This is a genomic window from Streptomyces sp. NPDC050549 (assembly GCF_040655035.1).
In the GTDB taxonomy this organism is placed as follows: domain Bacteria; phylum Actinomycetota; class Actinomycetes; order Streptomycetales; family Streptomycetaceae; genus Streptomyces.
Genome location: NZ_JBFAJD010000001.1, coordinates 584,372 through 605,143 on the forward strand (window position 1 = coordinate 584,372; position 20,772 = coordinate 605,143).

The 20,772-nt window shown below is 72.2% G+C and carries 18 protein-coding genes; 5 read left to right on the top strand and 13 right to left on the bottom strand.

Annotation, left to right across the window (positions count from 1 at the left end; genetic code table 11):
* Positions 1 to 186 precede the first annotated feature (186 nt).
* The 3 genes from AB0I51_RS02605 to AB0I51_RS02615 are packed head-to-tail and all read right to left on the bottom strand — an operon-like array spanning position 187 to position 4,283.
* Positions 187 to 1,740 (bottom strand): carboxyl transferase domain-containing protein, encoded by a 1,554-nt coding sequence (locus AB0I51_RS02605; RefSeq protein WP_362970611.1) that lies wholly within the window; start codon positions 1,738 to 1,740, stop codon positions 187 to 189.
* A complete protein-coding gene (locus AB0I51_RS02610) occupies positions 1,733 to 3,178 on the bottom strand; it encodes an acyl-CoA synthetase (protein WP_362970613.1) in 1,446 nt (481 codons plus the stop codon). The genes AB0I51_RS02605 and AB0I51_RS02610 overlap by 8 nt, the downstream gene beginning before the upstream one ends.
* A 58-nt stretch (positions 3,179 to 3,236) precedes the next feature.
* Positions 3,237 to 4,283, bottom strand: coding sequence for a MerR family transcriptional regulator (locus AB0I51_RS02615; RefSeq protein WP_362970615.1), 1,047 nt, complete (start codon positions 4,281 to 4,283; stop codon positions 3,237 to 3,239).
* A gap of 139 nt (positions 4,284 to 4,422) precedes the next feature.
* On the opposite strand from AB0I51_RS02615, the gene AB0I51_RS02620 reads away from it, so the two are divergent.
* Positions 4,423 to 5,295, top strand: a complete 873-nt coding sequence (locus AB0I51_RS02620; RefSeq protein WP_362970617.1) for a hypothetical protein — start codon at positions 4,423 to 4,425, stop codon at positions 5,293 to 5,295.
* Here AB0I51_RS02620 and AB0I51_RS02625 read toward each other — a convergent pair.
* From AB0I51_RS02625 to AB0I51_RS02670, 10 genes are all read right to left on the bottom strand, one after another.
* Positions 5,285 to 5,875, bottom strand: coding sequence for a hypothetical protein (locus AB0I51_RS02625; protein ID WP_362970619.1), 591 nt, complete (start codon positions 5,873 to 5,875; stop codon positions 5,285 to 5,287). The two genes, AB0I51_RS02620 and AB0I51_RS02625, sit on opposite strands and share 11 nt — an antisense overlap.
* Positions 5,763 to 6,713 carry an FkbM family methyltransferase gene (locus tag AB0I51_RS02630; protein WP_362970621.1) on the bottom strand — a complete coding sequence of 317 codons (951 nt, stop codon included), beginning with the start codon at positions 6,711 to 6,713 and terminating at the stop codon, positions 5,763 to 5,765. The genes AB0I51_RS02625 and AB0I51_RS02630 overlap by 113 nt, the downstream gene beginning before the upstream one ends.
* Positions 6,710 to 6,919, bottom strand: a complete 210-nt coding sequence (locus AB0I51_RS02635; RefSeq protein WP_362970623.1) for a Trm112 family protein — start codon at positions 6,917 to 6,919, stop codon at positions 6,710 to 6,712. The genes AB0I51_RS02630 and AB0I51_RS02635 overlap by 4 nt, the downstream gene beginning before the upstream one ends.
* Positions 6,916 to 7,821, bottom strand: coding sequence for a hypothetical protein (locus tag AB0I51_RS02640; RefSeq protein ID WP_362970625.1), 906 nt, complete (start codon positions 7,819 to 7,821; stop codon positions 6,916 to 6,918). The genes AB0I51_RS02635 and AB0I51_RS02640 overlap by 4 nt, the downstream gene beginning before the upstream one ends.
* Positions 7,822 to 7,844: 23 nt before the next feature.
* The gene (locus tag AB0I51_RS02645) at positions 7,845 to 8,573 is read right to left on the bottom strand and encodes a class I SAM-dependent methyltransferase (RefSeq protein ID WP_362970627.1); all 729 of its coding nucleotides are present in this window, start codon (positions 8,571 to 8,573) and stop codon (positions 7,845 to 7,847) included.
* Positions 8,570 to 9,859 carry a condensation protein gene (locus AB0I51_RS02650; protein ID WP_362970629.1) on the bottom strand — a complete coding sequence of 430 codons (1,290 nt, stop codon included), beginning with the start codon at positions 9,857 to 9,859 and terminating at the stop codon, positions 8,570 to 8,572. Before AB0I51_RS02650 ends, AB0I51_RS02645 begins: the two co-directional genes overlap by 4 nt.
* Entirely contained in the window at positions 9,856 to 14,328 is a 4,473-nt protein-coding gene (locus tag AB0I51_RS02655) for an alpha-(1->3)-arabinofuranosyltransferase family protein (RefSeq protein WP_362971133.1), read from the bottom strand. Before AB0I51_RS02655 ends, AB0I51_RS02650 begins: the two co-directional genes overlap by 4 nt.
* On the bottom strand, positions 14,325 to 15,059 hold the full coding sequence (locus tag AB0I51_RS02660; RefSeq protein WP_362970631.1) for a class I SAM-dependent methyltransferase: 735 nt from the start codon (positions 15,057 to 15,059) through the stop codon (positions 14,325 to 14,327). The genes AB0I51_RS02655 and AB0I51_RS02660 overlap by 4 nt, the downstream gene beginning before the upstream one ends.
* The gene (locus AB0I51_RS02665) at positions 15,056 to 16,279 is read right to left on the bottom strand and encodes a glycosyltransferase family 4 protein (protein ID WP_362970633.1); all 1,224 of its coding nucleotides are present in this window, start codon (positions 16,277 to 16,279) and stop codon (positions 15,056 to 15,058) included. The genes AB0I51_RS02660 and AB0I51_RS02665 overlap by 4 nt, the downstream gene beginning before the upstream one ends.
* Before the next feature lie 201 nt (positions 16,280 to 16,480).
* Positions 16,481 to 17,458 carry a DUF3068 domain-containing protein gene (locus tag AB0I51_RS02670; RefSeq protein ID WP_362970635.1) on the bottom strand — a complete coding sequence of 326 codons (978 nt, stop codon included), beginning with the start codon at positions 17,456 to 17,458 and terminating at the stop codon, positions 16,481 to 16,483.
* A gap of 154 nt (positions 17,459 to 17,612) precedes the next feature.
* Here AB0I51_RS02670 and AB0I51_RS02675 point away from each other — a divergent pair, with 154 nt between their 5' ends.
* The 4 genes from AB0I51_RS02675 to AB0I51_RS02690 all read left to right on the top strand — a co-directional run bounded on the left by AB0I51_RS02675 (position 17,613) and on the right by AB0I51_RS02690 (position 20,757).
* A complete protein-coding gene (locus AB0I51_RS02675) occupies positions 17,613 to 17,765 on the top strand; it encodes a hypothetical protein (RefSeq protein ID WP_362970637.1) in 153 nt (50 codons plus the stop codon).
* A gap of 4 nt (positions 17,766 to 17,769) precedes the next feature.
* Complete coding sequence (locus AB0I51_RS02680) at positions 17,770 to 19,011, top strand: helix-turn-helix domain-containing protein (RefSeq protein WP_362970639.1); 1,242 nt, start codon at positions 17,770 to 17,772, stop codon at positions 19,009 to 19,011.
* Between the two features lie 133 nt (positions 19,012 to 19,144).
* Positions 19,145 to 19,918, top strand: a complete 774-nt coding sequence (locus AB0I51_RS02685) for an IclR family transcriptional regulator (RefSeq protein WP_362970641.1) — start codon at positions 19,145 to 19,147, stop codon at positions 19,916 to 19,918.
* Positions 19,915 to 20,757 (top strand): SMP-30/gluconolactonase/LRE family protein, encoded by an 843-nt coding sequence (locus AB0I51_RS02690; protein WP_362970643.1) that lies wholly within the window; start codon positions 19,915 to 19,917, stop codon positions 20,755 to 20,757. The genes AB0I51_RS02685 and AB0I51_RS02690 overlap by 4 nt, the downstream gene beginning before the upstream one ends.
* The last annotated feature ends 15 nt before the right edge of the window (positions 20,758 to 20,772 follow it).

Sequence of the window (20,772 nt, forward strand, 5' to 3'; positions counted from 1 at the left end):
TCTCCCGAGAGCGGACCGGGGCGTCGCCGGGCGGCGGGCCTCTTTCGCATCGTGCGGGGGCGGGGCGGTCGGCGCGCCTTGTGGTGGGCCGGGCGGGGTGCGGCTAAATGGGGGTATTTGTCTGTTATGTCCGAAGTAAGAAACATGTAAAGAGTGCCGGAGGGAGCCTTCATGACTGCCCGTCGCTCAGACGGGCCGGGTCCTGATCACCCCCAGCGCCGCCAAGTCCTCCTGACGGACCCGGAGTTGGTTCGCAGTCCGCTCCGTCTCCGCCGGCGCCCGCTTCAGGATCGCGGTGGCGAGCTCCGGGGCGATCACCGAGAAGTAACTGTCAGGCGTGGCCCAGGTGTTGCCCGGCGCGGCCAGCGCCAGTGCACCACCGGAACCGCCCTCGCCGATCAGCAGCGTGGTGACCGGGACCCGGGCGGAAGCCACCGCACCGAACAGATCCGCGATCGCGGCACCCGCCCCCTCCCGCTCCGCCTCGGCGTCGTTCGCCGCGCCCGGAGTGTCCACCAGCGTCAGCACCGGCACCCCGAGCCGGTCCGCCAGCCGGATCAGCCGCGCGGCGGTCCGATACCCGGCCGGCCGCGTCGCCGTCCCGGCCTGCGCGGCATACGCGACGGTCCGCCCCTCGCGCTCCCCGAACCCGCACAGCACGCCCGCGTCGGTACCACCGCACCGGTCCCCGCTGATCGCGAGCCGGTGAGTGAAGTAGTCGTCCAAGTAGCGCTCGGCGCGGGGGCGTTGGGGGGAACGGGCGCGCTGCACGGCCTCCCAGCCGGTGCCCGGGGGGCCGGCCGCGCCGAGAGCGGGTGGCATGCTCTCCCGCCCGGTCGTCGGGAGGCCGGCCGACGCGTGCCGCGTGGCCTCGCCGACCTCGTCGAGGGAAGGTGCCGCGTCCTCCCGCGGGGACGCCGGGGGACCGTCCGTCGCGTGCCGGGCCGGTCGGGCGTGGTGTGCCGGGCCGTCCCTGCCGGCGTCGTTCGCCGCACCCTCCCGTCCGGCTGTCGGCAGACCCGACGCGCCGAGCGCCGCCGGTACCGGCGCCTGCCCCTCCCACGGCGTGGTCAGCAGCCGCAGCCACCCTCCCAGGGTCGCCCGCAGCTCCTCCGGTTCCACGATCGCGTCGGCCGCGCCCGCGGCCACCTGGGCCTCGGCCGTGTACGCCGTGGGGTCCGCGTCCGGTGGGCGGACCCGGGAGCCCGCGAAGCCGACCTGGGCGCCGGGCAGCGCCAGGATCACATCGGCGCCCGCGCCCAGGGTGGCCCAGCCGCCGCCCGTGGTCGGGTCCCGCAGCACCGCGATCTGCGGCAGCCCGGCCTCCCTGGTGAGCGCAGACTGCCGTGCCACGCGCTGGAGTTGGGTGAGGGCGATCATGCCCTCCTGCATCCGGCTGCCCCCGGTGGCGATCAACGGGACGACCGGCAACCGGTGTTCACGGGCGTATGTGTACGCCGACTCCAGACGGTCCCCGGTGCGCTCGCCCAGCGAGCCGCCGAGAAAGCCGAACTCGAAGGCGATCAGCACCGCCCGCGTGCCTCCGACCGTCGCCGTGCCGCACACCACCGACTCCGACTCACCCGTGCGGTCGGCGGCGCGGGCCCGCGAGGCGTCGTATCCCTGCCAGGCGAGGGGGCCGTCGGGCGCGGACTCCCGTACGGGGTGGGGGAGTTCGGCGAAGGCGGAGTCGTCCGTGACCAGGGCCAGGGTCTCCCGGGCGGACGGGCGGTCAGTCATGGGTCAGGGCCCGCTTGAGGATCTTCCCCATGTCGTTGCGGGGAAGCGCGGAGAGGTGGTGGACGACACGGGGACGCTTGTGCGGGGCCAGGCGGCCCGCCACATGGTCGGCCAACTCGGCCAGCTCCGGCGGGGACTGGGGGTCCGCCGGCACGATCCAGGCCACGATCCGCTCGCCCAGGTCGGGGTCCGGTTCACCGGTGACGGCGGCCTCGCGCACCCCGGGGTGTTCGAGCAGCGCGTTCTCGATCTCACCCGCGCCGATCTTGTAACCCCCGCTCTTGATCAGGTCGGTGGCCTTGCGGCCGACGATCCGCACATAGCCGTCGGGGTCGCGCACGGCCATGTCCCCGGTGCGGAACCAGCCGTCGGCGGTGAAGGCCGCGGCCGTCGCGTCCGGCCGGTTGAGGTACTCGGTGAACAGGTTCGGCCCGCGCACCTGGATCTCGCCCACGCTCTCGCCGTCGTACACCGGAAGAGGCGTGCCGTCCTCCTCGACCAGCCGCAGTTCCACGCCGGGCAGCGGGACCCCCACCGTCCCCGCGCGGGGTTCACCGTCCGCCCGGACACTCGTGTTCATCAGGGTCTCCGTCATGCCGTAGCGCTCGATCACCCGGCGCCCGGTCGCCGACGCGATCCGCTCGTGGTCGTGGACGGGGAGCGCGGCCGAACCGGAGACCAACAGCCGTGCCCGGGCAAGGGACTTGGCGAGTCCGGGGTCGTCGGGGAGCGTCTCCGCGATGCGGTGGTACATCGTCGGCACGCCGAACAGCATGGTCGCCCCGTCGTTCAGCTCCCGCGCCACGCCCTCCGTGCTGAACCTGCCCAGGTGCCGCACCGAGCCGCCGCGCCGCAGCGGTCCCAGGATCCCCAGCACCAGCCCGTGCACATGGAACAACGGCAGCCCGTGCACGAGCACGTCCTCGCCGGTCCACTGCCAGGCGTCGGCGAGCGCGTCCAGCGTCGTGGCGATCGCCCGGCGCGGGAGCACGGCGCCCTTGGGCGGGCCTGTGGTGCCGGAGGTGTAGACGACGAGGGCGGGATCCTCGTCGTCGGGCGAGACGGCCGGACCCTCGCCCCTGACACCCCGCACGTCGACGTCGACGCGCTCCAAGTCCCGGAGTGCAGAAGGGAGTTCGTCGCCGGGCGCTGCGAGTACCAGAGCCGGCGCGCTGTCCGCCAGGATGTGCCCCAGCTCCTTGTCGCCCGACTTCGGGTTGAGCGGCACCGCGGCCACCCCGGCCCGCAGCGCCGCCACCACGGCGACCGCCGTCTCCAGCGAGTTGGTGGCCCACACGGCGACCCGGTCGCTGCCCGCGCACCGGACCGCGAGGGCGTCCGCCGCCGCGCCCAGCTCCGCGTAGGTCAGTGACCGGTCACCGAACCTGAGGGCGGGCTGCTCGCCCGGGTTCGTCAGGGCTGGGAAGAGGGTGGACACGCGGTGCGCTCCTTGGCGGTCGGGGCAGTGGTCCCCGGCGTCGGGGACACCCCCGTTCCTACACCACGTCCGCCACCACACAACTGATGTTGTCCGGACCCCCGGCCGCGTTCGCCGCGTCGACCAGGGACCGTACCGTCTCCTCCGGGTCCTGGCCCGCGGTGAGGAGTTCGCGGATCCGGTGCTCCGGGACGACCGCGGTCAGACCGTCCGAGCACAGCAGATAGCGGTCGCCGCGGCGGGTGTCGTGGAGTTTCAGGTCGGGGTCGCCGGTGGTGAGGGCCTTGAGGAGCAGCGAGCGCTGAGGGTGCGACCCGGCTTCCTCGGCGGTCAGCCGGCCCTCGTCGATCAGCGACTGGACCACCGAGTGGTCGTGCGTGATCCGGAAGAGCCCGCCCTCGCGCAGCAGATACGCGCGCGAGTCCCCGATGTGCACGAGCGCCAGCTGCGAGCCCGTCCACAACAGCGCGGTCAGGGTCGTGCCGTTCTCGGCGGGATCGGCCACGTCACGGACCGCGTCGGTGGCGCCCCGTACCGCCTCCTCCAGCAGATTGAGCACATTGCCCGCAGGCACCTCCTCGGTGTCCAGGAACCGCAGCGCCTCCACCGCCGCGCTGCTCGCGGGCCCGCCGGCCGGGCCGAAGCCGTCGGCGACTGCGAGCAGCCGTGTGCCCGCGTACGTGGTGTCCTGGTTGGAGGGGCGGACCTGCCCGCGGTCCGAGTGGGCGGAGTAGCGCAGTTCGAGCATGGTGGTGTCCTTTCCGGGTACGGCCGCCACGGCCGAGAGATGGTCGACGAGGAACCCGGCGAGATCCCGCCGCACCGCCGTCTCCGCCTCGACCCGGACCCAGAAGGCGCGGATCTCACGGGCGGCGGCGGCCGGTTCGAGGGCGCACACCTCACGGATCGAGGCCAGCGGCATGCCCAGCCGCCGCAACCACGCGACCAGCCGCGCCTGCTCCAGCTGCTCGACCGCGTAGTAGCGGTATGCGGTGTCGGGGTCCACCCGCGCCGGCCGCAGCAGCTCCAGCTCGTCGTACAGCCGCAGCGCCTTCGGCGACAGCCTGCACGCCCGCGCGAAGGCCCCGATCGTCAGCATGTTCATGCAGGCCCCCAGTCTCTTCCGGTTCCGCCACCGATGCTGGGGCTTCACCAATGGGGAAGGTCAATCCGGTTGCCCCGGTCGCCGGGCGCGTGGTTACCCTGCGAAAACGATCTACCGCCGTACGAAGCTGGAGGCTCCCGTGCCCCGAATCGCGCTCGCCACCTACGATCCCGGATCCCAGCCCAGCAAGGACCGTGACCTCCCGGTGCTGGTCGAGGCGTTGCGGGCGGCCGGGGCCGAGGCGGTCGCCGCGCCGTGGGACGACGAGGGGACCGACTGGGGCGGCCACGACCTCGTCCTCATCCGCTCGACCTGGGACTACAGCTGGCGGGCGGCCGAGTTCGTGGCCTGGGCCGAGCGGGTCGCCAAGGCGACGCGGCTCGCCAATCCGGTGCAGGTCGTGCGCTGGAACACCGACAAGCGCTACCTCGGCGACCTCGCGGCGGCCGGCGTGCCCGTCGTAACGACCCGCTATCTCGCCCCCGGCGACCCGGCCGACCTCCCCGACGACCACGAGTACGTCGTCAAGCCGACCTCCGGCGCGGGCGCCCGCTTCGCCGCCCGCTATACACCCGACGAGCACGAGACGGCCGTACGACAGCTGGAGCGCATGCACGCGGAGGGGCTCACCGCGATGGTCCAGCCGTACCTCACGAACGTGGACGTCAGCGGAGAGCGGGCGCTGCTGTTCTTCGGCGGGCGGTACGTGCACGCCTCGCGGAAGGGCGCCGTGCTCTCGCGCGGCACGGCCTACGACGACGACAAGGTGTCCCACCCGGACCTGGAGCCGTGGACCGCCACCGAGACCGAACTCGCCGTCGCCGAACGGGCGTTGGCCGCCGTACCGGACGCACCGGAGCTGCTGTACGCCCGCGTCGACCTGGTGGACGGGCCGGACGGGGAGCCGTGCGTGATGGAACTGGAACTCGTCGAGCCGAACCTCTTCCTCGATCTGCATCCGGGGTCGCTGGCTGTGGTGGTGGACGCGGTGCTCGCCGCCGCTAGTCGCTGACCGCCGTTCTCTGGAGCAGCCCCCAGGTGAACTCGGCCGCGCACCGATGTCGTACGCCCTGCCCGTCGGGGGCGGTGAAGGCGAGGCCCCAGCGGGTGGGGGCCGTGCCCTCCAGGGGGCGGGCGGGGGCGAAGGCTCGGGCTGCCTCGTCGACCGTGCAGGACCAGGGGGTCAGGTCGTCGAGGGTGTGGAGGGGCGGGGGCGCGGCGCCGGGGGCGCGGACCAGCCATTCGTTCCACACGGCGCCGTTCGGGGCGGTGAGCACCTCGAAGCGGAGGTCGGGCCAGAGGGGGACCGGCCACAGCCGGGCCTCGCAGTCCAGGTCGCCGATCCTGCGGTTTGCGGTCGATTCCGGGGTGCCGAGGATCGAACGGTAGCGGGAGGCGGCGGCCCGGCCTCTCGGGGAGTGCAGCATGGCCTGCCAGCGCTTGTTGGCCTCGCGCATGTCGGCGATCGAGACGCCCAGCTCATGACGGGCGTCCTCGACCAGGTCCGGGTTGTGGTCCGCCATGCGGCGCAGCAGGACGAGTTGGAAGTCGAGGGGGCCGAAGGGGCTCGCGGGGCGTTTCGCGTCGGGCATGCGATCCATCGTCGCGCACGGCACTGACATCGACGTCGTCATCGATGCCAGGGCTGCGGCCGTCCGGCAGGAACAGGACCGAGTTGACGTAGCGGGGGCCGCGCGCGAACGGCAGGACGCGGCGCAGCAGGCCCCGGGAGACGACGTACGAGGTCCGGGTCTGGTGCGCTTCGAGGGGGAAGGCGGACAGCCGGACCCAGTGCCCGTTCCTGTCCGGCAGGACCCAGCCCTCGTAGCCGAGCAGCGACAGGTACGTCACCACCGGGGCGATCGGCTGGATGCGTGACTCCAGTTCGACGAAGAGCGCGGGGCGGTCGCGGGTCAGGAGGCCGGTCGCGCCGTGCAGGACGGCCAGTTCGTTGCCGTCCACGTCGATCTTGATGAAGTCGACGTCCTTGAGGCCCAGGCCGTCGAGCGTGACGCAGGGGACGTGCACGGCGCGGGCGTGGATGTCCCGGCGGACCAGCGACGACACACCCCGGTCGCCCTCGTCGTCCGGCGGCAGCCACAGGCGGGCGGTGCCCGGGCGGTCGGAGGCGGCGGCCGGGATCACCCGTGCGTGCGCGGGGGCGGCTGCGGCGAGCAGTCGCGCCAGGTGGGGGACCGGTTCGACGGTCACGACCCGGCGCGCGTGTCTCCACAGGCGGTGCGTCCAGGGGCCGTACCAGCCGCCGACGTCGACCGCCGTGCCGCAGTCGGGCGGCAACAGGTCGCCCAGGCGCGCCAGTTCGGGTTCGAAGCGGGGGTAGACGGCTCGGGCGGTGGCGGCGACCAGGCGGGTGGGGAGGAGCGGCGCGAGACGGGCGGTGAGCGTGCGGGGAGTGCGTGCGGCTGTCATGGGGCCATCCGTTTGAGGAGTTCCAAGTGCTCGTCGTCGTCGGTCACTTGCTCCCCGGATGAGGGCAGGAGCTGGGGGATGCCGTCGACGACGGGGTAACGGCGGCGCAGGCGCGGGTTGTAGAGGGAGCCCGTGGGCAGCAGGTGCAGCGGGCCCTTGTCGAGCGGGCAGGCCAGGATCTTCAGCAGTGGGTCGTCCGGATTCACGGGGGAGTCAACTCCTTGGCCTCGGAAGGTCGTTGAGGCGCGTTGTCGTGCTTCGGCATGGTCAGCAGGACGGTGACCGCCAGGGTCGTGCCCCCGATCCGCAGGGCGAGGCGCAGCGGGTCGTGCGGCAGCGCCTCGCCGAACGCGAGCGTGCCGAGCACGGCCGTGAACAGGCTCGTCACCGTCGTACAGACCGGCACGATCAGCGAGGCGCGGCAGCGCTGCAGCGCCGCCTGGGACATCACCAGGCCGAACGCGCCCGTGCAGAGCAGGAGATACGGGTACGGGGACCGCAGCAGGTCGACCACCGCCCCGCCCAGGTCACTTGTGGTCAGAAAGCTCGACACCCCCTTGATGGCGAGCGAGCTGACCCCGTACAACAGGCCCACCGCCACGCCGTATTCGACGCCCGTGGTGGGCAGCCGGTGCCGGTGGGCCGCGCGGCGCTCGGTGGACCGGTACAGCCAGACGCCGGCCGCCAGCGAGGGCACGCACACCAGCAGGATCAGTGGGTAGGGGGCGGCGCGGCTGACGTGGTCCGAGCCCTCCTTCAGCGACAGTACGACCATCAGCAGGGCGGCGAGGATCGCGCCGAGCGCGTACCGTTCCCGACCGCTGGTCTCCTCGCCGAGCAGGCGCGCGGACAGCAGCACGAGCAGTACCAGACCGGACACGAAGATGCCCTGCGCGGCGGCGATCGGCAGCGTCCGGTACACCGCGAGCTGCGCGCCGAACCCGGCGGCGAGGGCGATGGACCCGCCGATCCACAGCGGGCTGCCCAGCACCAGCCGCAGCAGCCTGCCCGGTTGACGGACCGTCACCTCGGGCAGTGCCGTGAGCGCCCGTTTCTCCAGCACGAAACCGGTGCTGTACAGCACGTTCGCCAGCAGGGCCGCGGTCACTCCCCACCACACGGCCGCGCCCCCTACGTCTTCCGCGCGTGCAACAGCAGGATCGACGCCAACTGCGGTCTGGCACAGGCCAGTCGGTCGAGGGGACGCAGTGGGCGCGGTACGCCGTGGAAGGGGGCACCCTTGAGTCCTACGACCTCGAAACCTGCCGCCGTCACGAACTCCCGCAGCGCGCGCGGGGTGTAGAGCCGCAGATGTCCTACGACCTCCTTGCCCGGGCGGCCGTGGATCGCGCGCAGGCTCACCTCCGAGAACACCGGCTGGACGCCGGCGAGCAGCAGGGCGCGGTTGTACCAGGCGGCCAAGTTCGGTGTGGACAGCATGAGATGGCCTCCCGGGTGCAGTACTCGGCGGATCTCGGCGAGCGCCGTGTCCGGGTCGACGAGATGCTCGACCACCTCGCTGAAGAGCACGGCGTCGGCGACGGCTGTGCGCAGCGGCAGCGCGGTGAGCTCGCCACGGACCGTGTACGGCAGGTGGGTCCGGGCGCGGGTCAGGGCGTCCTGGGACCAGTCGACGCCGATGACGCGGTGGCCGGCGAGGAGGGGGGCGGCGGTGGCCGCCGCCGTGCCGTCGCCGCAGCCGATGTCGAGGATCGTGCGGGGGTGTTCGGTGGGCGGGCCCAGTGCGGTGGCCAGGACGCGGGCCTGGCGGAGGGTGCGGGAGGGGCCGGAGGCGACCGGGACGGCGGGGTTCTCGTAGAAGTCGGGGAGGCCGGGGTGGTGCGGGGCGGTGGTCGTCATGCCTCGTGCTCCTCCGTCGTGTGCAGGTAGTGCTCGAACAGGTCGCGGAGGTGGGCGCCGTCGCCGGGGCCGAGGAGGGTGCGGGACCAGCGCAGGGCCACGTGCAGCTTTCCGGCGGTGGAGGCGGTCGTCACGGTGAACCCGCGGGGCATCCGGGCCGGCGCCGAGAACCACACCGCGTGTGCCCGGCCCGCGATGCCGCCGAAGTCCAGGGCGTACGGGATACGGCCGATGTTGCTCAGGAGGGTGGTCGAGGTCCAGGGCGCGGCGGCTCTGCGCAGACCCCGGGTGAGGGCGGCCCGCCAGGCGACGGGGACGACGGGGGCGGTCAACAGAGCCGCCCCGTGGCCGAGTTGGGGGCGGGGGAGGGCCTTCAGTGCGCGGGTCCGGGTCGCCGTGCGGTGGAGCAGTTCGCCCATCTCGGCGGGGTCGGTGGTCAACTCGTGCGGGGCGAAAGTGACTTCGACGAGTCGGGTGCCGTTGCCGATGGGCATGTCCGTGCCCCGTGGGCGGTCGTCGACGGGCATCGTGATGCGCAGCGGGCGGGGGCGCGCACCGTGTTCGCGGTTCCAGTGGGCGATCATCAGGGCCGTCGTGACCATGAGTTGGTCGTTCACGGTGTACGGGGAGCCCTTGGGGCGGTGCGGGACGCCGAGTTCGGTGAGGAGGAGGCCGTTGCCGCCGGGACAGGGGTCGGGGGCGCCGGGAGCGACGCGGGCGGGCGGGGTCCACACGGACGGGGTGGCCGTGGGGAGTTCGGGGGTGTCCGGGGGGCGGGTCGGCGGGTCGGTCGGGGCGTTGGGGTGTCCGCCGTACAGCTCCGCCGCGGTGGCGAGGACGCGGAGGCAGGCGGGGCCGTCCAGGGCGGTGTGGTTGACGGTGAGGAGGAGGGCGGTGCCGTGGGGGAGTTCGACGGCTTCCAGGCGGATGGGTGGGGATGCGGTCAGGGGTGGGGTGTGGTCCAGCGAGCGGGTGCGGGCGTGTTTGAGGGCGTCTCGGGTGGGGGGTGGGAAGGCCACCACCTCTGTGTCCGGGTTGTCGGTCAACTCCCATTCGTAGCGGCGGCGGTACCAGGGGCCCGGGGCCTCGCGCATGAGGATGCGGGGGTGGTGGTGCAGGGCCTGCGTGAACGCGGCGCGGAGCCGTTCCGGGTCGAGCGGACCGGGGAGGTGGACCTCTATGTGGACGGTTTCGGGTTCGGCGGACTGGTGGCAGTGGCGGGCTATTTCGTCGACTGTGGGGAAGGGGATGCGGGGGGTGTGGACGGGGTGGTCGAGTGCGGTCATTGGGGGTCGTCCTCTTGGTGCGGGTGCGTGGGGGCTGGTCGCGCCCGCGCGGCGGAGCCGCTGATGTCACGGCCCCGCCCCCCTGAAGGGGCGCTTTGCGGTGGCGTCGGCCGAGACTCCTGGTGGCCCGGGCCGCGCGCCGAGATCGTGGGACCGGACTCGATCGCCCCTGGGCCCTCCGCGGCGTTCGGCTCCGATTCGGTCTCCGACCACCGTCCGGCCAGCTCCTCCCAGGTACTTGGCTTTCCCTCGCCTCCCGGCTGCTCGCCCATCGCGCTCGTCCCCCGCTCCCGTTGCAGCAGTGGCGCCGGTGACGGCGGCAGGACCGGCGTCGAGTCCGGGGTCTCCGGGTCCCGCCACTCCCGTACGCTCACCAGCCCCGCGAACAACCCGATCAGCGCGAGGAGTTGGGCGGCGCGGCTGAACGCGCCCTCGCCCGCGCCCACCGGGTCGCCGGCTCCCGTCGCCGCAACGATCCCCGCGCCCGCCAGTGCCACGAAGGCGATCGGGACCAGCAGTGCGTGACGGCGGTAGGCGAGCAATGCCAACGCCGGTACCAGCAGCGCGAACCAGCCCGCGATCACCACTCCCACCAGCGTCAGTGCCACCGCGCCCAGCCACAATCCAGGGAGGGGTGGCGGTGGTCGGAGCTCGTCGGGGTTCGGTTCGTGGCGGCGCCAGATCACCAGGGCCAGAAGTACGGCCAACGCCGCCCCGCTGCCGATGAGGCCTGCCTCGTATGTTGTCGCCGGGGTGTAGGACAGCTTGATCGTGCCGCCCGCGCCTGCCAGGACGCGCCAGCCCTGTTGCCAGCCGTCCAGGCGGACCGGGGACAGCTCCTTGCCGTTCAGGGTGGCTTTCCAGCCGTCGTTGTAGTTCTCGTACGTGGTGAGGTAGGAGGCCGTGCCCGAGCCGACCGTCACCTCTCGGCGGTCGCCCAGCCAGTCCACGACCCGCAGCCCCCGACCGGCGTCCGTCGCCGGTGTGACACTTCCCCGGGTCAGTGTCACGGCCGTCAGGGAGAGGGGTCCCGCGTCGCCCGCCTCGACCCGGTGCGTGCCCGACGCCAGCTCCAGTGCCGGGTCGTTCCGCCCCTCCTGACAGAGCGTCACCTGCACGGCCCGGCGCTCGGTCAGGTCCCGTACCGTCCCTGTCACGCTCGTCCGGTACAGCTCGCCGTCCACCGCCACCACCGGGCCCTTTCCGCAGGCCAGCGTGAAGGTGCGGGTGGGGTCGGGCTGCGGGGTGCGGTACTGGTCGAGGGCCGGGACGTACGCCTCGGACAGGCCCACGGGGAGTTGGAGGTTCTCGTCGGCCACCGGGTTGTGGAGCGTGAGCGGGGCCGTCTTCGTGATCGTGATGTCGAGGTGGTCCGTGGTGATCGGGTCGAAGCGGACCACGCCGTTGTCGTCGACGCCGGCGATCGTCGCGCCGTCGGGTGAGCTGATGTCGACCTCGGTGGCGCGGGTCGAGAGACCGCCGGCGGGCGCCAACACCACTTCGCCGACCGCCTGTTTACCGGTCCAGCTGAGATGGATCGTGGGGCGGTCGCCCGCCACCCAGCCCGTCGTCAGGTCGCCGTCCGTCAGGTTGCGGGCCGAGAGGCCTGCCCCGAGCGCCGCCGTGGAGTCGGCCGTCGCCGTGATGCGGTGCTGCTGGGCGGGGGCCACCTCGTAGAGGAGTTTGTCCAACTCCTCGCCGGGGATCGCCACCGCGCTCGCCTTCACCTCGTACGTTCCCGCAGTCGACGTCGAGAACGTGCGGTGCAGGCCCGCCTCCGTGCCCGTCGGGGAGAGTCCGGTCGGGTCGGCCGTGCGGTGCAGGGAGACGATCTCGGCGGTGGCGTCGGAGCTGTTCGCGTCGGTGGGGAGTTTCAGGAGCCGGGTGACCTGGACGTGCGGCAGGGCGATCTCGGAGAAGCCCGCGCCGGTGAGACCGGTGCGGCGGACCACCGAGTCGACGATCGTCAGCTTCATCCAACTCGTTGTTCCTGAGGGGGCTCTGACCGTCTGCGTCATGCCGTTCGGCTGGAGGTAGCTGGTCGCCGAGCCCTTCGCCGTCTCCACCCTCACCTCGGTCGCCGCGGCCCGCACGCTCTCCTGCGGGAGCGGGGTCACCTTGAACGAACCCGGCATGTCGTACGACCCGCCCGTGAAGCCGATGCGCAGCCACTGCCCGTTCGGGGAGCCCGCCGCGCCCTCCGCCCACGCGGTGTCGGGGTTGCCGTCGAAGGCGTTCACCGGGTCGAACTGGGGCAGCTGGAACAGCCAGTTGCCGCTGGAGGACGCCGTCACCGAGCGGGCGCCGCGCAGCTCGGCCACCGTCTGATGGGCGATGCCCTTCGTCGGCAGGATCTGCTTCGGCTTCTTGCCCGCGTCCTGGACCGCGTCCGGCGCGTTGCGTTCGTCGGGGGTGTACGTGTACGAGGTGTTGGCGTCGACCAGGCCGAACCGGGTGTCCGCGCGACGCAGTCCGTCGCCGAGTACCTGGAGGGTGGGTGAGCCCAGCCCCGGGTGGTTGTCGCCGGTCAACACCGTTGCCCTGCCCCGGAGTTCGGTGGCGAGGGGCAGCAGGGACTCCGGTCCGCCGGAGACCACCGCCGTGTCGGCCACCTGTGTCAGGCCCGCCTGGCCCGGCCGTACCGCGTCCTTGCTCGTCGGCTCGTAGATCTCCACCGCCCGTTGGCGCGGGTAGAGGCCCTCGACCTGGAGCGGGGTGCCGCCCGCGATCCGGCCGCCGGTCATCACGGGGCCGAGGCCGGTCACCCGCTGGTAGCCGGACTGTTCCAGGGCGCGCTTCACGGTGGTCGTCGGGACATAGCCGATCTGGTCGGGGTCGAGGTCGTTGCGGACGACGACGTAGTAGATGCCGGCCCGGCTCAAGTAGTCGGCCAGGCCCGGGACTTCGCCGCCGGAGTCCAGTGCCTGTTCCACCGCGTCCATCGCGCGCCGGTTGCCGGGGGTGCCCATCGGGACGTAGTCCCGTTCCGCCCAGCGGGAGTCGGCCAGCACATCCAGAGGCTCGTCGATGGGGGAGCCCCAGGTGTAGATGCCGTGCGCGGTCGCCGGGACGACCAGGGCGCGGGAGTCGGGCGAGTACTTGTGCAGCCAATCGGCCGTGGACTGCCAGTACTTGGGGAGCTGCTGGAACGAACCCGGGTTCAGGATCGACCCGTTGAGATACGGCCACGCAAGGCCGGGCAGGACCAGGACCACCGCGATCAGCGGGGCGAGCCGACGCCCGCGGACCGGACGGGCGCCCCGCGACTCGGCGGCCACGCCCACCAGGTGGGCCAGGCCCAGGACGAGGGCGAGGGCCAGGCCCGCCTGGAACTTGTAGATGTTGCGGAACGGGACGAGCGGGCCGTTCAGCCAGTCCTGGACCAGCCCGTGGAAGGGCGCCCCGAACGGGCCGCCGTACCCGGCGAACAGGATCAGTGCGACCGACATCGCGACCAGTACCAGCCAGCGCCGCTCCGGCATGTCCCGGCGGGCCAGCCCGGCGAGACCGAGCCCCGCGGCGAGTGCCGAGCAGACGATCACGATCACCGAGGAGACGACCGTCCAGCCGGCCGGTATCCAGGCCTCCCCGAGGTGCAGATAGGCGACCCAGTCACCGGCTCCGCGCAGGCCCTCCGTCGCCGACATGGTGTCCGTCGTGGTCTGCGAAGTCTCCACGTAGGGAAGGAAGTTCTCGCCGTAGACACCGAGCATGAGGAGGGGGATCCACCACCATGCCGTAGCCAGCACGACCCCCGGCGCCCACCAGGCGATCAGCTTGCGCTGCCGTGCTCCGGGCGGGCGGGACAGCAGATACAGGCCCACCGGGAACAGGGACGCGAGGGTCGCCGCGGCGTTGACCCCGCCCATGAACGGGACGATCAGCGCCGATCGTAGGGCGGCCACGCGGGCCGTGTGGCGCTCGTTGGTCAGCGGCAGCAGGACCCAGGGCAGGAAGGCGCCGGGCAGCGCGGCGGCCGACGTGGAACCGACGACGATCGTGAACACCGGCCACAGCGCGTAGGTCACGGCGGCGAGCAGCCGGGACGCGGGACTGCCGACCCGCAGCCGCTCGGCCAGCCGCAGCGCGCCCCAGAAGGCCACCGAGACGACGAGGGACAGCCACAGGCGTTCCGCCGGCCACACCGGCAGGTGCACGGCGTGGGCCAGCCAGTAGAACGGCAGCATGGGCCAGAGGTAGCCGGCGTACTGGTCCTGGATGCCTCCGAACGAACCCCGGTCGTGCCACAACTGGCCCAGATCGGAGAGGAACTGGCCCGGGTCGACGGTGACGCCGAGCTTCGTGTCGAAGGTCTGCCGACCCGGATGCACGGCCAGGAACAGCACGAACACCACGGCCCAGAAACCCAGCAGCCAGCGCCACGACCTCGGACCCTCCGGGGGTCCGGCCAGGGTCGTGCTGGTGGGATCGGCCGCCGGGGGCGGAGCCTGGACCGTGGTCGCCGTCATCGTGGACACCGCCGGAGGATGAGGAGGAGGTTCCAGGTGGCCAACTCCCTTATCCCGGGCGCCTTGACGACGGCTCGGTCGAGGAAGGGCCAGTAGCGGGAGCGCGCCGCGACGACCGCCACGTCGTCGCGGGCACGGACCTGCCGCAGGGTGGCACCGATGTGCACGGCGAACAGGTTCTCGCCGAGGGTGTGCTTGGCGGCCTTGCCGGTACGCCGCCGGTAGCGGGCCCGGGCCCGTTCGGCGCCGAGGTAGTGCCAGGGCGCCCACTCGTGACCGCCCCACGGGGAGAGCCAGTTGGTGAACGACACATAGATCAGCCCACCGGGCCGGGTCACCCGCGTCAGCTCGCTGAGAAACGTCTGCGGATCGGCCACATGCTCAAGGACGTTGGACGAGAAGGTCACATCGGCGACCCCGTCGGACAGCGGGAGCAGATACCCGTCGGCGATCACCGTCCCGTCCGGCGGCTGCTGCCCCAACTCCCGTACGTCCGGCTCGAAGAGATAGGCGTGGGCTCCGCGTCGCCGGAACTCCTCGGTGAAGTGGCCACTGCCACCGCCGACGTCCAGGACCGTGCGCCCGCTGACAGGTCCGTCGTAGGCCTCGACCTGATCGGCTGCGTCGCGGGCGAGCAGCGAGTAGCAGGACTCCGGGTCGTCCTGTTCGTGCAGGAAGGCCCGGAACAGAGCCACCGACCTGCGTAGGGAAGGGTCCTTGGGGCCGGTCACGACCCCCAGCCCCTCACCGCCTCAGCGGCAACAGCCCGGAACTGTCTCACCGTCCGATCCCAGCGGTAGCGCGCCGCACGGTCACGCGCGGCCTTGCCCATGGCCTCACGCCGACGCCCGGACAGAGCCAGCGTGCACCAGGCCGCCGCGAAAGAGGACTCCCCCCGCGCCAGTACCCCCGTCTCCCCGTCCACGACGGAGTCCCGGAGCCCGGGCACGTCGAACGCGATCGCCGGCGTCTCCCGGGCGGCGGCCTCCGTCACCACCAGCCCCCATCCCTCCAGCGCGGACGGATGCAGCAACAGCCAGGCAGCGCAGAGGAGTTCGTGTTTCCGTGACTCGGAGACATGCCCGGTGAACTCCACGCCGGGACCGGCGAGTCGCTCCAGCCGATCCCGCTCGGGCCCGTCGCCGACGATCAACAACCGCCCGCCGGTGACCGGCCGCACCCGCTCCCACAGCCGCAGCAGCAGATCGATCCGCTTGTACTCGACGAGCCGCCCCACCGCCACGAACAGCGGCTCCGGCGAGCGCTCGGCACAGGGACCGGGTTCTTCGACTCCGTTGTGGACGACCCGGATCCGGTCCCGCTCGATCCCGATCCCGCGCAGCGCGTGTGCGGTGGAGGGGGAGACCGCGACCAGCAGGCCGCGATGCTGCGCCCCGGTCAGCGCCCACTGTTCGAGGCGTCGGCCGATTCTCGCCGCCGGGGCCATCGGGCCGTCGAACCGCATCCTCCAGACGTCCGTGTGGACGTGGTTGACCAGGCAGATGGTGGGGCCGTGGTGCCAGACGGGAGCGAAGTAGGGCATGCCGTTGCACACCTCGACCAGCAGATCGCAGTCACCGATCCGCCGGCTGAACGCCGAACGGGCGCGCAGGTAGTGGCCGTAGGCGCCGCCCGCCGACACGACCCGGTAGTCGCGGATGGGGGCTTCTCCCGTTCGAGCGGAGCCGGGAACGGGGGAGGCGGGGCCGCCGCACAGCAGGGTCACCTGGTGGCCGAGTCGGGTCAGGCCGTCGGCGAGTCTGTCCACGAGGAGTTCGGAGCCGCCCGCCGAGGGGCTGCCGAGATCCCGGTGGGCGAGGAAGACGATGCGGCGCGGTTGCGGCACCGGGGTCGGGTGGTGCTGCGCGGCCGGTGGAGACGCGGTGCGGTGGGGGTCCCCCCACCCGAGCGAGTTCGAGGGTGGGGGATGGTGGGGCACGTGCTGGGGCATGGGTGCTCCAACTCGTCTCGGGGTGCGGAACTCTGCGGGGACAAGGGAGTGGCAAGGGCCGGCAGGGGCGGACAAGGGCGGGCGCGGTGCGGATTTCTGTGGGTGGGCTGTGCTCGGGTGGGTGGACAGTTTTCGCTTCGGCGTTCCCGACGGCTACTCACCCGCGTGACAATTTCCGGGGTTATTAGAACTGACGTCACGTCACATCGTGGGCGGATACTCGGGTGAAACGGGTGATTCGGGGCGTCGGCGTCCTCGTAGCACCAAAACGCCGCCGATCACGGCCAGGACGAATCCGGCCACAGCGGTACCGATCGGCAACGACTGCCCCACCAGGCGCAGCTGACCACTCTCCTGCTTCGCCAGTTTCACCTGTTCCTTCTGTGTGGCCGTGGTGAACGCGAGCTTGTCGGCGTCCAGGAGGAGCACCGCGTCGTAGGCGTGACCGGGGGCGCGCAGAGTGCGGCGGGGGCCTGTCCGGGCGTAGACCACCCGGCCGGTGCGCTGGTCGACGACCAACTCGATGCCGTGGTTGGAGTACCACTCCTCGGCCAGGATCTGCGGGGAGCCGGGCTGGTCGACCAGGCTGCCCGGGACCAGCCGGGTGCCGATCTTCGTGGGCGGGACCGTGCCCCTGAAGACGTAACCCGAGTAGCCCTGCACCTTCCTGGTCCCGGAGTAGCGCAGAGTGACCGTCCCGCCGAGGGAGTTGTCCCACCACTGGTACGGCTGTTTCCGCACGTCGAACGGGAACTTCAGGTAGGCGTCGCCCTCGAAGTACGGGTTCTCGTGGCAGCAGTGCACCGGCTTGTTGGTCCTGCGGTCCGTGACCCACCGGTTGGGGAAGAACTCCAGCGCGTCGTGGGGATCGGCGGCCGGCAGGGACTTGTCGGTGTCGACGGTCGTGGTGACGTCCCACACCGCGTGCCCGCTCTTCTCGCTGTCCGCGACATCGCCGCGCACCTGCTGGGTGACGGTGATCCGCTGGTTGTCCACGGTCCGCAACTCGCCGGTGTCGAAGTAGCTTCCGGTGCCCCGGTAGACGGCGGTCGTGTCGATGTCGATCGGCGTCACGGCGGCCCGCGGCTCGACGTACCACGCCAGCAGCGGCGCCAGGACCAGCAGAAACGTGCCAAGTCCCAGCAGGATTAACGAGAATGGAGAGGCTGTACGGCGCATCCGGACACTCCAGTGGAATTCGGTTACGGAGTTCTCGCCGGCCCTTGGGCCGGGAACCGTAGGCGCCCCTTGACGGAGTGTCAATGTCTGCCGACACTGGGCCGACGGGCAGGGTCGGGCGCACGGACCTCAGGACAGAGAGGCTGACCCTGCGATGTCCAGACTGCTCGCCGCCGTACTCACCATGGCTCTCGCCGCCGCCCTCGCCGTCGGCGCCGCGCTCGGCATCGTCGCGCTGCTCGACGCCAGGCCGGATCAGCCGAACACGCCTCTGATCACCTACGAGCAAGCGGGTCAGGGGAGTTGACCCCATGGCTGCTCGACCGGCGACCGTGACGGCACGCTCGGCGTGGCTCGACGTGCCGCGCCTCCAGGTGCGCGAGTTCGCCGCGATCGTCATGGCCGAGGCGCCCGCGCTCGCCGAGGAGATCCTGCGCGAGATCCGCCGCGAGCACCCCCAACTGCCCCTGGTCCTCGACGACTCGGGCGAGCCCATGGCCCTGATCGGCATCCGCCGCGCCATCGAGGTCTTCGTCCAGCACCTGGAGACCGCCGAGGGCCGCCCGACCGTACCGCCGGGCGTCTTCCAGGAGTTCGGGCGCGGCGAGGGCCTGCACGGCCGCAGCCTCGACTCGCTCCAGGCCATCTACCGCATGGGCGTACGGCTCGCCTGGCGGCGCTTCGCCGAGATCGGCCAGCGCGTCGAGATCCCGCCGCCCGCGATGTACGAACTCGTCGACGCGGGCTACGAGTACCTCGACGGGCTGGTCGACCAGTCCGTGCGCGGGTATGCCGAGGCCGCCGCACGGCAGGCGGGGGAGCGGCTGCGCCTCCAGCGGCGGCTGATGGAACTCCTCCTCGCCGAGCACCACCGCGGCGACCCGGCCGAGGCCCTCTCCGAACGCGCCGCCCGCATCGGCTGGCCGCTGCCCGACAAGGTCTCCGTCGGCGTGCTGCTGCGCCCGGCCCGCGAGGCGGTCGCCCCCGCCGTAGGGCAGGAGGTCCTGCTCGACATGGAGTACGAGCAGCCCCGCATGGTCGTCCCCGAACCGGACGCGGCCGGCCGCCCCGAGCTGCTGCACCGCGCGCTGACCGGCTGGGCCGGCGCGATCGGGCCCCCGGTGCCGCTGGCCGACGCGGTGAAGTCGGCGCGCTGGGCCGAGGCCGCCGTAGGGCTGATGGAGCGGGGGCTGTTGCCGGCCGGAGAGGTGCTGTACTGCACCGAGCACACCGAGGCGCTGGTGCTGCTGCAGCCGGAGGAGCTGATCGACGATCTCGCGCTGCGGTGTCTGGCGCCGCTGGCGCACTGCGGGCCGACGCACGGGCGGCGGCTCGCGGAGACCCTGCTGGCCTGGCTGGAGACGCGGGGCGGGGCGCCGGAGGTGGCCGCGCGGCTCGGTGTGCACCCGCAGACCGTGCGTTACCGGCTGCGTCAGATCCGCGAACTGTGGGGCGGCGAGATCGACGATCCCGACCGGCGCTTCGAGCTCGAACTCGTCCTGCGGGCCCAGCGGTTGCGTGGCGCGCTGGGCGATCCGCGGGCCCGGCGGTAGTCACACGGTCACCCGACCATTGCCCGTGCAACCCTCTATGGCTAGCCTGTGTTCGTTATCCCGATCGTCAGTTGAAATTTCGAACACGCCAGCTGGCGCAGCCACTCATCGACATCCAAGAAGGGGGCCGGTTGTGGGACGCCTCGTACCTGCCGTGACCCGGGCTCTCGACATCCTTGAGCTCTTCCTCGACGGGGACGGGACGCTCTCCGCCCCCGACATCGTGCGCAAGCTGCAACTGCCGCGCACCACCGTGCACGAACTCGTCACCACTCTCTCCGCCCGGTCGTACATCGTGCCCGTGCCCGGACAACCCGGACGCTACCGGCTCGGAGTCCGTCCGTACCAGCTCGGGAGCCGGTACGCCGAGCAGCTCGACCTCGCCGCCGAGGGCCAGCAGGTCGCCCGGTCCGTCGCCGAGACCTGCGACGAGACCGTGCACGTGGCCATCCTCGAAGGCACCGACGTCATCTACATCGCCAAGGTCGACTCCACGCACGCGGTGCGCATGGTGTCGGCGGCCGGCCGCCGGCTGCCCGCCCACTGCACCTCCGTGGGCAAGATGCTGCTGGCCTCCCTCCCCGAGCCGGAGCTCACCGCCCGCATCCCCGCGGACGCGTCGCTGGTCGCGATGACGCCCAACAGCATCGTCGAGCCGGACGCCCTCAGGGAGGCTCTCGCCGAGATCCGGTCGCGCGGGGTCGCGGTCGAGAGCCGTGAGTCGAATCCGGACGTGTCCTGTGTGGCTGCCCCGGTCCGGGACCGCACCGGCCAGGTCGTCGCCGCGCTCTCCATCTCCGTCCCCATGATCCGATGGAGCGACGAGCGCCGCGTCGAACTGGAGCAGCTCGCCGCGAAGGGCGCCGCAGAACTGTCGGAGCGACTCGGACACCGGAGCGTGGCATGACGTACGAAGTGGCGGTACGGGCCGAGGCCACCCTCGGCGAGGGGCCGACGTGGGACGCGGCGGCCGGGCGGCTGATCTGGATCGACATCCTCGGCTCCAGGGTCCATACGTACGACCCCGCGACCGGCGCGCGCACGGTCCGGGTGACCGAACAGCACGTCGGCGCGGCGAAGCCCCGGGCCGGCGGGGGACTGGTCCTCAATCTCCGGGACGGGGTCGGTCTCGTCGATCCGGACGGCGGCTTCCGGTGGCTGCACCGGGACCCGGTCCCCGGGCGGCGCGCCAACGACGCGGCCGTGGCACCGGACGGGGCGCTGTGGGTGGGCACGATGCGCTACGACGAGGCGGCGTGCGGCGGCACGCTGTCCCGGATCACCGGGGACGGGGCGGTCCGGCTGGTCCTCGACGACGTGGCCGTCAGCAACGGGACGGGGTGGAGTCCGGACGGGCGGCTCATGTACTACATCGACTCGCCCACGCGGCGGATCGATGTCTTCGAGTACGCGGACGGGCGGGTCTCGAAGCGGCGGCGGTTCGCCGAGATCGAGGACGGTGCGGGGTTCCCGGACGGGTTGACCGTCGATGCGGACGGGTGTGTGTGGGTCGCGTTGTGGGACGGGGGCGCGGTGCGGCGGTATACGCCGGACGGGGAGTTGGATCGCGAGGTCCGGCTGCCTGTTCCGCTGGTCACCGCGTGCGCGTTCGGCGGGGCGGACCTGACCGACCTGTACGTCACCACAGCCCGGGTGGGGCTCAACTCGCCGCATCCTGTTGCTGGTTCGCTGTTGGTGGTGCCGGGGGCGGGAAAGGGGTTGGCGCAGCCTGCATTTGACGGGTGACGGTTGATACGGCCC

Excerpts from the sequence above, each read along its gene's own strand:
- AB0I51_RS02605 (WP_362970611.1), bottom strand. The coding sequence starts at position 1,740 with ATGACTGACCGCCCGTCCGCCCGGGAGACCCTGGCCCTGGTCACGGAC.
- AB0I51_RS02615 (WP_362970615.1), bottom strand. The coding sequence starts at position 4,283 with ATGAACATGCTGACGATCGGGGCCTTCGCGCGGGCGTGCAGGCTGTCG.
- AB0I51_RS02625 (WP_362970619.1), bottom strand. The coding sequence starts at position 5,875 with ATGCCCGACGCGAAACGCCCCGCGAGCCCCTTCGGCCCCCTCGACTTC.
- AB0I51_RS02630 (WP_362970621.1), bottom strand. The coding sequence starts at position 6,713 with ATGACAGCCGCACGCACTCCCCGCACGCTCACCGCCCGTCTCGCGCCG.
- AB0I51_RS02645 (WP_362970627.1), bottom strand. The coding sequence starts at position 8,573 with ATGACGACCACCGCCCCGCACCACCCCGGCCTCCCCGACTTCTACGAG.
- AB0I51_RS02650 (WP_362970629.1), bottom strand. The coding sequence starts at position 9,859 with ATGACCGCACTCGACCACCCCGTCCACACCCCCCGCATCCCCTTCCCC.
- AB0I51_RS02655 (WP_362971133.1), bottom strand. The coding sequence starts at position 14,328 with ATGACGGCGACCACGGTCCAGGCTCCGCCCCCGGCGGCCGATCCCACC.
- AB0I51_RS02665 (WP_362970633.1), bottom strand. The coding sequence starts at position 16,279 with ATGCCCCAGCACGTGCCCCACCATCCCCCACCCTCGAACTCGCTCGGG.
- AB0I51_RS02670 (WP_362970635.1), bottom strand. The coding sequence starts at position 17,458 with ATGCGCCGTACAGCCTCTCCATTCTCGTTAATCCTGCTGGGACTTGGC.
- AB0I51_RS02675 (WP_362970637.1), top strand. The coding sequence starts at position 17,613 with ATGTCCAGACTGCTCGCCGCCGTACTCACCATGGCTCTCGCCGCCGCC.
- AB0I51_RS02680 (WP_362970639.1), top strand. The coding sequence starts at position 17,770 with ATGGCTGCTCGACCGGCGACCGTGACGGCACGCTCGGCGTGGCTCGAC.
- AB0I51_RS02690 (WP_362970643.1), top strand. The coding sequence starts at position 19,915 with ATGACGTACGAAGTGGCGGTACGGGCCGAGGCCACCCTCGGCGAGGGG.